A 12,751-nucleotide genomic window follows, 5' to 3' on the forward strand; every position below is an offset into this window, starting at 1 on the left:
GATTATAAAACTTGACTGTATACGCGCAAAGCTAAAATGTCACCGCTGAGCAAAGCAGGAATGTCACTCTCCCCCGGTTGAAGCATGATCCTCGGGGGACGAACATGGGATGGCTGGTGATGAGCGAACGCGAGCTGAACCGGATCGAGGTGCTGTCGGAGGTTGGGACTGGCCGGTTGCGGGTTGAAGACGCCGCCGGCCTGCTCGGCCTGACCCGGCGGCAGGTATTTCGGCTGCTGGCGCGGTTTCGGGCGGATGGCCCGGCCGGGCTGGCCCACCGTGCGCGCGGACGTGCGCCGAACAACGCCCTGTCTGCCCTTCATCGGGAGCAGGTGCTGGCACTCGTTCGGACGCAGTATGCCGATTTCGGTCCGACGCTTGCGGCCGAGAAGCTGGCCGAGCTGCATGACATCCATATCTCGCACGAGACCTTGCGCAAATGGATGATCGAAGACGGTTTATGGGTCTCGCGCAAGCAGCAGCGGGTGCTGCACCAGCCGCGGCTGCGGCGCGAGGCCCTGGGTGAGCTGGTCCAGATCGACGGCTCGGAGCATCGCTGGTTCGAGGATCGGGGCCCCGCCTGCACGTTGCTGGTGTTCATCGACGATGCGACCGGCCGGCTCATGCATCTCCGGTTTGTCGCCTCCGAGAGCACCTTCAGCTATTTCAATGCGCTGGAGGGCTACCTTCAGGAGCACGGCCGGCCCGTGGCCTTCTATTCGGACAAGCACAGCGTGTTTCGGGTGAACCGCACCGAGGCGCGCAGCGGCCATGGCATGACGCAATTCGGCCGGGCGCTGAACGAGCTGAACATCGAGATCCTCTGCGCCAATTCCTCGCAGGCCAAGGGCCGGGTCGAGCGCGCCAATCGCACCCTGCAGGACCGTCTGGTCAAGGAACTGCGGCTTGCCGGGATCGCGGACATGGCAGCCGGCAATACGTTCCTGCCCGGCTTCATCGCGGCCTTCAATACCCGCTTCGCCCGCATCCCGCGCCGGTCGGACGATCTGCACCGTCCCCTGAACGTCGAGCCGGAGCGGCTCCGCGACATCTTCTGCCTGCGCGACGAACGCCATGTCGGCCAGCAGCTGGCGCTGTCCTACGACAGGAAGCGCATCATCCTCGAACCGAACCACCTGACGCTCGGCCTGGTCGGCACATACGTCGACACCTACGAGTTCCCGGACGGCCGGCTGGAGATCCGGGCCAGGGGCGTGTCCCTGCCCTGCCGGATGTTCGACAAGGAGCAGCGCGTCACCCACGCCGCGATCACCGAGAACAAGCGCCTGACCGAGGTGCTGGCCTTCATCCAGACCCAGCAGGACCAGGACCCGCCCAGGGCGCGGCGCGTCGGCAAGCAGCGCACCCGCTATGAGCCCAAGGGCACCGTCGGACCTGGTCGCACACCTCTGCTGGTCAAGGCACGTCGAGCGCAGGTCGAAGCCAGAACGAACTGAACGCCAGACGGAGCACTGGATCCGACGGCCGCTCAAGGCAGCCGGTCAGGGCTGCGATGGCGGAGGTCTCCGCCCTGCCCGGCTGCCGGCATCGTGGCGCCCGGTGACATTCCTGAATTGCCAGCAAGGGTGACATTTCTGGATGGTTGCAACAGACTGTGGTGCCCGCCCGCCAGATCAATCAAAGCCCCTGCTGCAAACTTCAAGGTTATGTGCCGTGTCATCCCTCTGGAATGCCACAGGCCGTGTTCGCAAGGAGTGCTCATTCGGGCTGACATAAGTAAGGCCTCCACCAGTGTCCACGGATCACTATTCTCCACCGAACGAGAGATTTCCGTTGTCGATCCTCGCCGTTCCTCGGTGAACTTTGAAAACAACCGATCCTGCAAACCGCAGCAGCCTGTCATCCCTCGAACCTGTGCTTCCAGACTTGCAGCGCATGAAGCACCCGTGCCCCTTGCCGATCCGCATGATTCCACCCGACAACTCACCCAAGCCTTTGAAACCTTAGTATACGGCACTTTTCCAAGGCGATTTCCCCTTGGCCGAGAGCGTGTTAGAAGCAGGTCTGCTGAATTTGACGAAGGCCGCGATGAACCTGCTGTTTGCCAACGACCGGCGCGGGGAATATCCGCCGAGCCTTTATGCCGCGCAGAACCCGCTGCTTCCGCCCTTCGCGCCTCTGCGCGGCGAGGCGCGGGCCGATGTCGTCGTCGTGGGGGCCGGGTATACCGGGTTGTCGGCGGCGCTGACACTGGCTCGCGCCGGGCGACAGGTGGTGCTGGTCGAGGCGCAGCGCGTGGGCTTTGGCGCCTCGGGGCGGAACGGTGGACAGATGGGGTCCGGCCAGCGGCTGGAGGTCGACGAGCTTGAGCGGCTGGCCGGGCGCGAAGCCGCGCGGCGCCTGTGGGACATGGCCGAGGAAGCAAAGGCCCTGACCCGCGCCCTTGCCGCCGAAGCGGGCGTGACGGTTCATCCCGGCATCGCCCATGCGGCGCGGACGGCGCGCGAGGCTACCCATGCCCGCGCGAATGCCGAGCGGCTGGCCCGGGACTACGACTACCCCCTGATCGAGCCGCTGGATGCGGAAGGGTTGCGGGCGCTGGTCAAGTCGCCCCTGTATGTGGGCGGTGATGTGGACCGCGGCGCCGGGCATCTGGACCCGCTGGCCTTGGCGCTGGGGATGGCACGGCTGGCCGTCGCGGCCGGCGTCCGCATCCATGAAGGCAGCCATGTCCACGCGATCCGCCATGCAAGGCGCGCGGATGAGAAAACCGTGGTTCAGACCGGCACCGGGCGGGTGATCTGCGACCATGTGATCCTCGCCGGCAACGGCTACCTTGGCCGGCTGGACGAAGGCGTGGCCGCGCGTGTCATGCCGATCAACAACTTCGTCGTCGCGACCGAGCCTCTGGGCGCCCGTGCGGACGAGATCCTGGGCGAGAACGTGGCCGTCCATGACACCCGCTTCGTGGTGAACTACTGGCGGCTCAGCGACGACCGGCGGCTGGTTTTCGGCGGTGGCGAGAACCTCGGATACCGCTTCCCCAAGGACATCGCCGCCAAGGTCCGCAAGCCGCTGGAACAGGTCTATCCTCAGTTGAAGGGCGTGACGATCACCCATGCCTGGGGCGGGACTCTGGCGATCACGCTGAACCGGATGCCGCATTTTGCCCGGCCTGCGCCGAACTGCCTGTCTGTCGGCGGCTATTCGGGACATGGGGTGGCGCTGGCGAACCTTGCGGGAAAGCTGATGGCGCAGGCGGTGATGGGCCAGTCCGAGGGGTTCGACAGCATGGCCGCCCTGCCCTCGCGCCCCTTCCCAGGTGGCGGCGGGCTGCGCTGGCCCCTGCTGGTCGCGGGGATGAGCTGGTATTCCCTGCGCGACCGACTGGGCGTCTGAGCCTCAGCCGCCCCCCTGCTTGCGCGCCTGCCTGGCCGCGCGCTTCGCCATGCGGGCGGCGCGGTGACGGTGATAGCCCTCGACCACCCGCAGGCTCAGGTAATGGGCGATCACAGCGGCGATCGTGCCGGGGATGATGCTGCCGACCAGATAAGGCAGGAAGATTGCGTGAAAGAACGTCTCCAACTGGTCCCACTGGGCCACGCGGTCATCGAAGATCGACATGAAATTGTGGGTCAACTGCCGCCCCGCCGAGGCAAAGGCATTGAGGATCGCGGCGGGCGTCATGCTGCCATCCACCCCCAGCATCCAGCGGCCGAGCGCCATCGATGTCATCGCCATGAAGGGGATCGTCACAGGATTGCCGATCAGCGTGCCAAGAGCCGCCGCCAGCAGGTTGCCCCGCATCACCCAGGCAAGCGCAAAGGCGCCCAGCAGGTGAAAGCCGAACAAGGGCGTGAAGTTGATGAAGGTGCCCGCCGCGAAGCCCCGCGCGATCCGGTGCGGCTGGTCCGGCAGGCGGCGGACGCGGTAGCCCAGATACTGCGCGGCACGCGACCATCCCCCCCGGGGATAGACCATCTCGGAGGCGATCTGCGAATAGCTGCGTGGCTTGCGCTTGAACACCCGCGCCTCTTGTCAGGACCGGGTCCAGTGAAGCAGCCGCCCCTTGCGGACGCAAGCCCGCGCCGCCAAGCGTGATCGCGGCTCAGACCCGCGCGGTGGCATCCCGGATGCGCACGACCTGCGCCACGTCGCTTTCCGCTTCCAGCGCGGTCAGCAGCGCCTGCAGATGCTCGCGGTCGCGCAGCTCGACCTCGATCCGAAGGCGGTAGAAATCGGGCTTGCGGTCCAGGAACTCGAGATCCGAGATATTGGCACCCTGCGCGCCGATCAGCGTGCAGATGCGCCCCAGCACGCCTGCGTCATGGCGGATCGTCAGGTTCAGCTTGGACGAATAGACCGGCGGGTGCCGCCCTTCGCGCCAGCGCAGATCGACCCAGCGGGTGGGCTGATCCTCGAAATCCGCCAGCACCGGGCAGTCGATGGCGTGGATGACGACGCCCTTGCCGCGATAGGTGATGCCGACGATCCGTTCGCCCGGAAGGGGATCGCAGCAGGGCGCGCGGGTCAGTTCGCGGTCGGCTTCCAGCCCGGCGATGGCGCGGTTGGGGTCGATCTCCTCCTCGGCCGGGGCGAGGTCGGGGTAAAGGACGCCCACCACCTGCCGCGCCGACAGTTCGGCCGAGCCGATGCGAGCCAGCAGTTCATCGGAATCGGGCAGCGCCAGCGCCTTGGCCGCGGCACGCAGGGCCTTGTCGGTGACCTTGCGGTTCACATGCTCGAAGGCCACGCGCACCAGTTCCGACCCCAGCCGGATGAAGCGCGAACGGTCCTCCTCGCGCAAGCTGCGCCGGATCGCGGCCTTGGCGCGGCCCGTCACCACGATCTCCAGCCATGTTGCCTGCGGCCGCTGCCCCGAGGCCGCGATGATTTCCACCGACTGCCCGTTCTTCAGCCGCGTCCACAGCGGCACCCGGATGCCGTCCACCTTGGCACCCACGCAGCCGTTCCCCAGCCGCGTATGGATCGCATAGGCGAAGTCAATGGGCGTCGCCCCTTTGGGCAACTGGATCACGTCGCCCTTTGGGGTGAAGCAGAAAACCTGATCCTGATACATCTCGAGCTTGACGTGTTCGAGGAACTCGTCGTGGTTCTCCTCTCCGAACCGCTCGGTGAGGCTGGCGAGCCATTCGCCCGGATCGACGGCAAAGGGGTTCTTGCTGCGGACGCCGTCGCGATAAGCCCAGTGCGCGGCAACCCCGGCCTCGGCCACCTCGTGCATGGCGCGGGTGCGGATCTGGACCTCGACGCGGGTGCCGTCGCGGGCCGACACGGTGCTGTGGATCGAGCGGTAGCCGTTCGACTTGGGCTGGCTGATATAGTCCTTGAACCGCCCCGGCACCGCGCGCCACTTGCGGTGGATGATCCCCAGCGTGCGGTAGCAGTCGGCCTCGGTCCGGGTGATGATCCGAAAGCCGTAGATGTCGGACAGGCGGCTGAAGGTCAGCTGCTTTTCCTGCATCTTGCGCCAGACGCTGAAAGGTTTCTTGGCGCGACCGAAGACATGGGCCTCGATCCCCTCGGCGTCCAGCGCGGCGCGGATGTCGCCGGTGATCTGGGGGATGACGTCGCCGTTTTCCTTCTGCAGCGTGACGAAGCGGCGGATGATCGAATTGCGCGCCTCGGGGTTCATGACCTTGAAGGCGAGGTCCTCAAGCTCCTCGCGCATCCACTGCATCCCCATGCGTCCGGCCAGCGGCGCGAAGATGTCCATCGTTTCGCGCGCCTTCTGCACCTGCTTGTCGGGGCGCATCGACTTGATCGTCCGCATGTTGTGCAGGCGGTCGGCCAACTTGACCAGGATCACGCGAAGATCGCGGGACATCGCCATGAACAGCTTGCGGAAATTCTCCGCCTGCTTGGAATGGGTGCCCGACAGTTGCAGGTTGGTCAGCTTGGTGACGCCATCGACCAGATCGGCGATCTCGCGCCCGAAGATCTGCTCGACCTCGACCCATGTGGAACGGGTGTCCTCGATGGTGTCGTGCAGCAGCGCGGTCACGATGGTCGCGTCGTCAAGCCGCATCTCGGTCAGGATGGCGGCGACGGCGACCGGATGGGTGAAATAGGGTTCGCCCGAGTGGCGGAACTGCCCTTCGTGCATCCGGCGGCCATAGTCATAGGCCCGCCGGATCAGTTCGGCATTGGTTCGCGGGTTGTAGTTGCGGACGAGCGCGATCAGATCCTCGACGTCGAACTTCTCCAATCGAAGATCCGCCCGCTCCGCCGCCTTAGCCGCGGCTTTGCGCTTCGAGCATCATGCGAAGCATCCGTTCCTCGGATTCCTCGTCGGCGGGCTTAGGACGATCGATCTCGGCCCCCAGCAGCAGCGCCATCGCGTCCTCTTCCGGCTCGTCGACCTCGATCTGGGTCTGGAACTGCTCGATCATCCGCTCGCGCAGTTCGTCGACGGGCTGGGTCTCGTCGGCGATCTCGCGCAGGGCGACAACCGGGTTCTTGTCGTTGTCGCGGTCCACGGTCACAGGCGAACCCGATGCTATCTCACGCGAGCGGTGGGCAGCGAGCATCACCAGGTCAAAGCGGTTCGGAACCTTGTCGACGCAGTCCTCGACGGTCACGCGTGCCATGCAACACCTCTGCGAATCGGCTGAAAGAGCAAGATGGCATAAGTGGAAGTTATGATGCGAAAAGTCAAGGTGAACCCGTCATCGGCGCCATGCCGGCAAGAGCCAGTGACGGCAAGTCCGCCAGCATCCGCGCCACGGTCAGGCCCGTGCGGGGATGACGCCAAGCAGGCGCAATCTCAGCCAGAGGCGCCAAGACGAAGCCGCGGTCCTGAAGGCGCGGATGCGGAAGGATCAGCGTCCTGGGGGACAGCCTCGCCTGCGCCTCGGGGGCGAGGTTCCGCCAGCCGTCCTGGGTCGCTGCGTCGGGCAGCACCGTGTCACCAACTGCCAGCAGGTCCAGGTCGATGGTACGGGACTGCCAGCGACCGCCGTCGCGCAGCCGCCCGAACCGCGCCTCGATCCGGTGCAGCGCCTCCAGCGTCCCCGCGGCATCATGGTCGCTGGCCAGGGTTGCGGCGCCATTTATATAGTTCGGCCCCGACCCCGGCGGATGCGCGGGCGTGCGCCAGAAACGGCTGAGCCGCCGCACGGCCAATCCCTCGGCAGGCATCGCCCGCAGAGCATTGCGCAGGGTTTCGGCAGGGCAACCTGTCGAAGAAAACAGGTTTGCGCCGATGGCGACGAGGACTAGCTTCTGCAAACCATTTCCGGTGCTTGAGTTTGAAGGGGCAACACTTTGTTTTACAAGGACGACCGGCTGGCGCTGTTTATCGACGGCTCGAATCTGCACGCCGCCGCGAAGTCGCTGGGCTTTGACCTGGATTACAAGCTGCTGCGGCAGGAGTTCGAGCGCCGCGGCAAGCTGATCCGCGCCTATTACTACACCGCCCTGCTTGAAAGCGAGGAATATTCCCCGATCCGCCCGCTGATCGACTGGCTGAACTACAACGGCTACACGATCGTGACCAAGCCCGCGCGGGAATACACCGACTCGATGGGCCGGCGGCGGGTCAAGGGCAACATGGACATCGAGCTGGCCGTCAACGCCATGGATCTGGCGCCGCGCCTGGACCATGCCGTGCTGTTCTCAGGTGACGGCGACTTCCGCCCTCTGGTCGAGGCGCTGCAGCGCCGGGGCGTGCGCGTCTCGGTCGTCTCGACCATGCGCAGCCAACCGCCGATGATCGCGGACGAGCTGCGCCGGCAGGCCGACAACTTCATCGAGCTGGACGCCCTGCGTGACATCGTCGGCCGCCCCCCACGCGAACCGCGCGAGGCACCGAGCCCTTCAGCGACCGAAACCTGAGCCGGCGAGGGCCTTAATTCCCCGGTGAATTTACCTGTTTCCACGTTATAGATATTTTGTCACGAGTGAGGATTCGCAGTGATGGTCGAGAGCAACGACAGCAACGGCATCGACGAGGCGCTGGACCGGGTGCTGCGAATGGCGGACTTCGGGCCGCGGCAGCCATCCCGCATCCTGGCCGAATTGCGGGCCTACTGGGCGTCGCTGCGCCATGGCCGCGCGGTGCCCTCACGCGCCGACGTGACGCCGCAGGGTCTGGGCGGCGCGCTGGAATATGCCTTTATCCTGGAACGGGTCGGTCCGGGCGGCGCGCGGTTCCGGCTGGCCGGGCGGCACCTTGTCGACCTGATGGGGATGGAGGTCCGGGGCATGCCGCTTTGCGCGCTGATGCATCCCGGGTCACGCGGCAGGCTGTCGGATGTGCTTGAGGCCGTGCTTCAAGGGCCGCAGATCGCCGAGATCGAGCTGGCCTCGCCTGGTTCCTACGGCGCACCGGAACTGACGGGCAGGATGCTGCTGCTGCCGCTGCGGTCCGACCTGGGGGACGTGACACGCGTGCTGGGCTGCCTTGCGTCCGAAGGAGAGATCGGCACCGCGCCGCGCCGCTTCGACCTGATGGCCGAACGGGCCGATCCGGTCATCGAGGGCGGACGGCTGCTTCCCCCCTCGCCTTCCGCTGCGGGCTTCGCAGAGCCCGGCGCGTCGTGGACGCCCGCGGAACCGCGCGTTCATATCCACGAGGATGATACCCCCGAGGAACGGCGCCTGCGTTTCCGCGTGATTTCCAACGACTGAGGACCGCGCCCGACAGGCCGCCGTCCTTCTCAGCCGTCAGCTTGCATCGCGAAGTTGCACGGGGGTGCCGGTGCGGCGGGCACGCAGTTCCTCGGCCACGAGGAAGGCCAGTTCCAGCGACTGGCTGGCGTTCAGGCGCGGGTCGCAGGCGGTGTGATAGCGGTTCGACAGGTCATGGTCGGTGATCGCCCGCACGCCGCCGGTGCATTCGGTCACGTCGCGGCCGGTCATCTCGAAATGCACCCCGCCGGGGACGGTGCCTTCAGCGGCATGGACCTCGAAGAACTCGCGCACCTCTCGCAGCACGGACTCGAACGGCCGGGTCTTGTAGCCCGAGGCCGACTTGATCGTGTTCCCGTGCATGGGATCGCAGGACCAGACGACCTCTGCCCCTTCCTCGCGCACCGCCCGGATCAGCCGCGGCAGGTGATCACCGACCGTGCCCGCCCCGAAACGGGCGATCAGCGTCAGGCGGCCGGGCTCGTTGTCGGGGGTCAGCCGCGCGATCAGCGCCTTGAGGTCGTCGGTCGAGATCGACGGCCCGCATTTCAGACCGATCGGGTTCTGCACGCCCCGGCAGAATTCGACATGGGCGCCATCGACCTGCCGCGTCCGGTCGCCGATCCAGATCATGTGGCCGGAGCCGGCGACGGGCAGCCCGGTGGTGGAATCGATCCGCGCCAGCGCTTCCTCGTATTCCAGCAGCAGCGCCTCGTGGCTGGTGTAGAACTCGACCGTGCCCAGTTCATGCGCCGTTTCCGCCGTGACGCCCGCGGCCTGCATGAAGGCCATCGCGTCGGAAATCCGGTCGGCGATGTCGCGGTAGCGCGCGGCTTCCGGCCCATCGGTGAAATCGGCGATCCAGCTTTGCACGCGATGGATGTCGGCATAGCCGCCGGTCGAGAAGGCCCGCAGCAGGTTCAGCGAGGCCGCCGCCTGCGTATAGGCCTGAAGCATCCGCCCCGGATCGGGCACCCGCGCCTCGGGGGTGAAGTCGAAGCCGTTGATGATGTCGCCGCGGTAGCTGGGCAGTTCGACGCCGCCCATCACCTCGGTCGGCGCGCTGCGCGGCTTGGCGAACTGGCCCGCCATGCGGCCGACCTTGACCACGGGCATCTGCGCGCCCCAGGTCAGCACCACCGCCATCTGCAGCATCACCTTGAAGGTGTCGCGGATGTTGTCGGCCGCGAACTCGGCGAAGCTTTCGGCGCAGTCGCCCCCCTGCAGAAGAAAGCGGCGCCCCTGCCCCACGTCGGCCAGTTGCGCCCTGAGACGGCGCGCCTCGCCCGCGAAGACCAGCGGCGGGAACTTGGCAAGCTGCGTCTCGACGGCTCCAAGGGACTTTGCGTCAGGATAATCCGGCATCTGCACGCGCGGGCGCGCACGCCAGCTTCCGCGCTGCCAGTCGCTGGCGCGCGCTGCGTTGCGGTCGATGTCGGGCGTCTGCTGCGGCATGGCTCATCTCCTGCGGATTGCAGGGTTATAAAGGTCTTGCCCCAAGGAATAAACCCTGAGTCGGGCAACCGGCAGCCTGCCCCGGAAACGTTCCGGCGCGTTTGATCCTGTCCTTCACGACATGCTTTTCTTTCGAAAAACGCCGCCCTAGTGTCGCGAACAAGGACAAAAGGTCCAATCAGGGGGAAGACCGCATGAAGAAGCTGTTTCTGGCCACGACCGCCCTTGCCTTCAGCGCAGGGTTGGCGGTGGCCGAGGACGTCAGGATCGGCCTTTCGCTGGGCTTCACCGGGCCGCTCGAATCGATGTCGCCGAACATGGCGAATGGCGCCGAGACGGCGATCAAGGAAGCCAACGACTCGGGCAAGTTCCTGAACGGCTCGACGATCACGCCGGTGCGCGCCGACAACACCTGCGCCGATGCGGCGGCAGCGGTCGCGGCGGTCGAGCGCCTGGTCACGGCCGAAGGCGTCAAGGGCATCATGGGGGGCATGTGTTCGGGTGAGACGATCGCCAGCCTGGAACGCGTGGGTGTGCCGAACGGCATCGTGATGATTTCGCCCTCGGCGACCTCGCCGGCGCTGACGGACATCCAGGACCAGGGCTTCTTCTTCCGCACCTCGCCCTCGGACGCCCGGCAGGGCGAGGTGATGGCAGGGATCGCGCAGGAACGCGGGGTCCAGTCGGTCGCGATCACCCACACGAACAACGATTACGGCAAGGGGCTGGCGGAATCCTTCCGCGCGGCCTTCGAGGCCAAGGGCGGCACCGTGACGATGCTGCAGGCCCATGACGACGGCAAGGCCGACTATTCGGCCGAGGTGGGCGCACTGGCCGCAGCCGGCGGGGACGCGCTGGCGGTCGTGGGCTATGTCGATCAGGGCGGATCGGGCATCATGCGCGGGGCGCTGGATTCGGGCGCGTTCGAGACCTTCATCCTGCCCGACGGCATGGTCGCGCAGGCTCTGGTGGACCGTTTCGGGCCGGAACTTGAGACCTCCTTCGGCCAGAACCCTTCCTCGGAGGGCGAGGGCCGGACGAAGTTCAATGAACTGGCGCAGGCGGCAGGCTTCGACGGCACTTCGGCCTTCGCGGGCGAATCCTATGACGCGGCGGCGCTTCTGGTCCTGGCGATGCAGGCGGCGGGCTCGACCGATCCCCGCGTCTACAAGGACAAGGTGATGGAGGTCGCGAACGCGCCGGGCGAGAAGATCAGCGCCGGAGAGATCGGCCGCGCGCTGGAACTGATCGCGGCGGGCACCGACATCGACTATGACGGCGCCTCGGCGGTCGAGTTGATCGAGCCGGGCGAAAGCGCCGGCACCTACCGCGAGGTGGATTTCGCCGGCGGCCAGATGAACACCGTCCGCATCCGCTGATCCGATCCGCCCCGGCCGGCACACCGCGCCGGGGCGTTTCATGACCGCAGGAGGGCGGTCACCACGGCAATCCCGCGCATGAACGGGATACAACACATACTGGGAGGAATGACATGAACCGTTTTCTGATGGCGTCCGCCGTGCTGGCGCTGACGGCCGGGGCCGCGCTGGCCGAGGACGTGAAGCTGGGCGTCTCGCTGGGCTTTACCGGGCCGCTGGAATCGATGGCGCCCTCGATGCTGAAGGGGGTGGAACTGGCCGCAAAGGAGGTCAGCGACTCCGGCAAGCTGCTGGGAGGCGGCGCCGTGAGCGTCGTGCAGGCCGACAACACCTGCGCGGATGCGGCGGCCTCGGTCTCGGCGGTCGAGCGGCTGGTAACCTCGGACCGGGTCAACGGCATTGTCGGCGGGATGTGTTCCGGCGAGACGATCGCCAGCCTTGAACGCGTGGCGGTGCCGAACGGCATGGTGATGATCGCGCCCTCCGCCACTTCGCCCGCGCTCAGCACCATCGACGACAAGGGTTTCTTCTTCCGCACCGCGCCATCCGACGCGCGGCAGGGCGAGGTGATGGCCGACATCATCTCCGAACGCGGCATCAAGAACGTCGCCGTGACCTACACCAACAACGACTATGGCAAGGGTCTGGCGGATTCATTCGCCGAGTCCTTCAAGGCCAAGGGCGGCACGATCACGATCAACGCCGCGCATGACGACGGCAAGGCGGACTATTCGGCCGAGGTCGGCGCGCTGGCCGCCGCAGGTGGCGATGCGCTGGTCGTCGCGGGCTATGTCGATCAGGGCGGCTCGGGCATCGTGCGCGGGGCGCTGGATTCCGGCGCCTTCGACACCTTCGTCTTCACCGACGGTATGGTGACGCAGGCGCTGGTGGACCGCTTCGGGACCGAGCTGGAACATTCCTTCGGCCAGAACCCCTCGGCCGAGGGTGAAGGGCGCGACGCCTTCATCGCGCTCGCGCGGGATGCGGGCTTCGAAGGCTCGGATGCTTTTGCCGCCGAGGCCTACGACGCGGCTGCGCTGATCCTGCTGGCTATGCAGGCCTCCGGGTCCACCGATCCCCGCGTCTACAAGGACAAGGTGATGGACGTGGCCAACGCGCCGGGCGAGCAGATCATGCCCGGTCAGCTTGGCCGCGCGCTGGAACTGATCGCGGCGGGCACCGACATCGACTATGTGGGCGCCTCGGCGGTCGAACTGGTCGGCCCGGGCGAAAGCGCGGGCACCTATCGCGAGGTCGACTTCAAGGGGGGCATCCTGAACGCGGTTCGCACCCGTTGACCCCTG

General features: G+C 66.6%; 11 protein-coding genes. 6 read left to right on the forward strand and 5 right to left on the reverse strand.

Features of this window, described 5'->3' with window-relative positions; all coding sequences use genetic code 11:
* Positions 1 to 104 precede the first annotated feature (104 nt).
* Both JGR78_RS04655 and JGR78_RS04660 read left to right on the forward strand, forming a co-directional pair.
* Positions 105 to 1,457, forward strand: coding sequence for an ISNCY family transposase (locus JGR78_RS04655; protein WP_200559425.1), 1,353 nt, complete (start codon positions 105 to 107; stop codon positions 1,455 to 1,457).
* Positions 1,458 to 2,049: 592 nt separating this feature from the next.
* A complete protein-coding gene (locus JGR78_RS04660) occupies positions 2,050 to 3,360 on the forward strand; it encodes an FAD-binding oxidoreductase (RefSeq protein ID WP_182792556.1) in 1,311 nt (436 codons plus the stop codon).
* A 3-nt stretch (positions 3,361 to 3,363) separates the two neighbouring features.
* Here the strand turns inward: JGR78_RS04660 and JGR78_RS04665 are convergent, their stop codons facing one another.
* The 4 genes from JGR78_RS04665 to folK form a co-directional block, all read right to left on the reverse strand.
* The gene (locus JGR78_RS04665) at positions 3,364 to 3,987 is read right to left on the reverse strand and encodes a DUF2062 domain-containing protein (RefSeq protein ID WP_234450856.1); all 624 of its coding nucleotides are present in this window, start codon (positions 3,985 to 3,987) and stop codon (positions 3,364 to 3,366) included.
* 82 nt (positions 3,988 to 4,069) lie between these two features.
* Positions 4,070 to 6,190 (reverse strand): bifunctional (p)ppGpp synthetase/guanosine-3',5'-bis(diphosphate) 3'-pyrophosphohydrolase, encoded by a 2,121-nt coding sequence (locus tag JGR78_RS04670; RefSeq protein ID WP_182792555.1) that lies wholly within the window; start codon positions 6,188 to 6,190, stop codon positions 4,070 to 4,072.
* A gap of 25 nt (positions 6,191 to 6,215) precedes the next feature.
* Positions 6,216 to 6,572 (reverse strand): DNA-directed RNA polymerase subunit omega, encoded by a 357-nt coding sequence (gene rpoZ / locus JGR78_RS04675; protein ID WP_182792554.1) that lies wholly within the window; start codon positions 6,570 to 6,572, stop codon positions 6,216 to 6,218.
* Between the two features lie 64 nt (positions 6,573 to 6,636).
* Positions 6,637 to 7,212, reverse strand: coding sequence for a 2-amino-4-hydroxy-6-hydroxymethyldihydropteridine diphosphokinase (gene folK, locus JGR78_RS04680; protein ID WP_182792553.1), 576 nt, complete (start codon positions 7,210 to 7,212; stop codon positions 6,637 to 6,639).
* Positions 7,213 to 7,248: 36 nt separating this feature from the next.
* Between folK and JGR78_RS04685 the strand changes: the two genes are divergently transcribed.
* Positions 7,249 to 7,818, forward strand: coding sequence for an NYN domain-containing protein (locus JGR78_RS04685; protein ID WP_182792552.1), 570 nt, complete (start codon positions 7,249 to 7,251; stop codon positions 7,816 to 7,818).
* 81 nt (positions 7,819 to 7,899) lie between these two features.
* The gene (locus JGR78_RS04690; protein WP_182792551.1) at positions 7,900 to 8,613 is read left to right on the forward strand and encodes a PAS domain-containing protein; all 714 of its coding nucleotides are present in this window, start codon (positions 7,900 to 7,902) and stop codon (positions 8,611 to 8,613) included.
* Positions 8,614 to 8,649: 36 nt separating this feature from the next.
* On the opposite strand, the gene JGR78_RS04695 is transcribed toward JGR78_RS04690, so the two are convergent.
* Positions 8,650 to 10,068 (reverse strand): class II 3-deoxy-7-phosphoheptulonate synthase, encoded by a 1,419-nt coding sequence (locus tag JGR78_RS04695; protein ID WP_182804350.1) that lies wholly within the window; start codon positions 10,066 to 10,068, stop codon positions 8,650 to 8,652.
* Positions 10,069 to 10,262: 194 nt separating this feature from the next.
* Between JGR78_RS04695 and JGR78_RS04700 the strand changes: the two genes are divergently transcribed.
* Positions 10,263 to 11,447, forward strand: coding sequence for an ABC transporter substrate-binding protein (locus tag JGR78_RS04700; protein WP_182792549.1), 1,185 nt, complete (start codon positions 10,263 to 10,265; stop codon positions 11,445 to 11,447).
* A 113-nt stretch (positions 11,448 to 11,560) separates the two neighbouring features.
* Positions 11,561 to 12,745 (forward strand): ABC transporter substrate-binding protein, encoded by a 1,185-nt coding sequence (locus JGR78_RS04705; RefSeq protein ID WP_182792548.1) that lies wholly within the window; start codon positions 11,561 to 11,563, stop codon positions 12,743 to 12,745.
* The last annotated feature ends 6 nt before the right edge of the window (positions 12,746 to 12,751 follow it).

This window comes from Paracoccus sp. MC1862 (genome assembly GCF_016617715.1).
Taxonomy (GTDB): Bacteria; Pseudomonadota; Alphaproteobacteria; order Rhodobacterales; family Rhodobacteraceae; genus Paracoccus.

What these genes read in the sequence shown, in the direction of transcription:
- JGR78_RS04700 (WP_182792549.1), top strand. Translation starts at nt 10,263, where the DNA reads ATGAAGAAGCTGTTTCTGGCCACGACCGCCCTTGCCTTCAGCGCAGGG.
- JGR78_RS04695 (WP_182804350.1), bottom strand. Translation starts at nt 10,068, where the DNA reads ATGCCGCAGCAGACGCCCGACATCGACCGCAACGCAGCGCGCGCCAGC.
- JGR78_RS04690 (WP_182792551.1), top strand. Translation starts at nt 7,900, where the DNA reads ATGGTCGAGAGCAACGACAGCAACGGCATCGACGAGGCGCTGGACCGG.
- JGR78_RS04655 (WP_200559425.1), top strand. Translation starts at nt 105, where the DNA reads ATGGGATGGCTGGTGATGAGCGAACGCGAGCTGAACCGGATCGAGGTG.
- JGR78_RS04705 (WP_182792548.1), top strand. Translation starts at nt 11,561, where the DNA reads ATGAACCGTTTTCTGATGGCGTCCGCCGTGCTGGCGCTGACGGCCGGG.
- rpoZ (WP_182792554.1), bottom strand. Translation starts at nt 6,572, where the DNA reads ATGGCACGCGTGACCGTCGAGGACTGCGTCGACAAGGTTCCGAACCGC.
- JGR78_RS04660 (WP_182792556.1), top strand. Translation starts at nt 2,050, where the DNA reads ATGAACCTGCTGTTTGCCAACGACCGGCGCGGGGAATATCCGCCGAGC.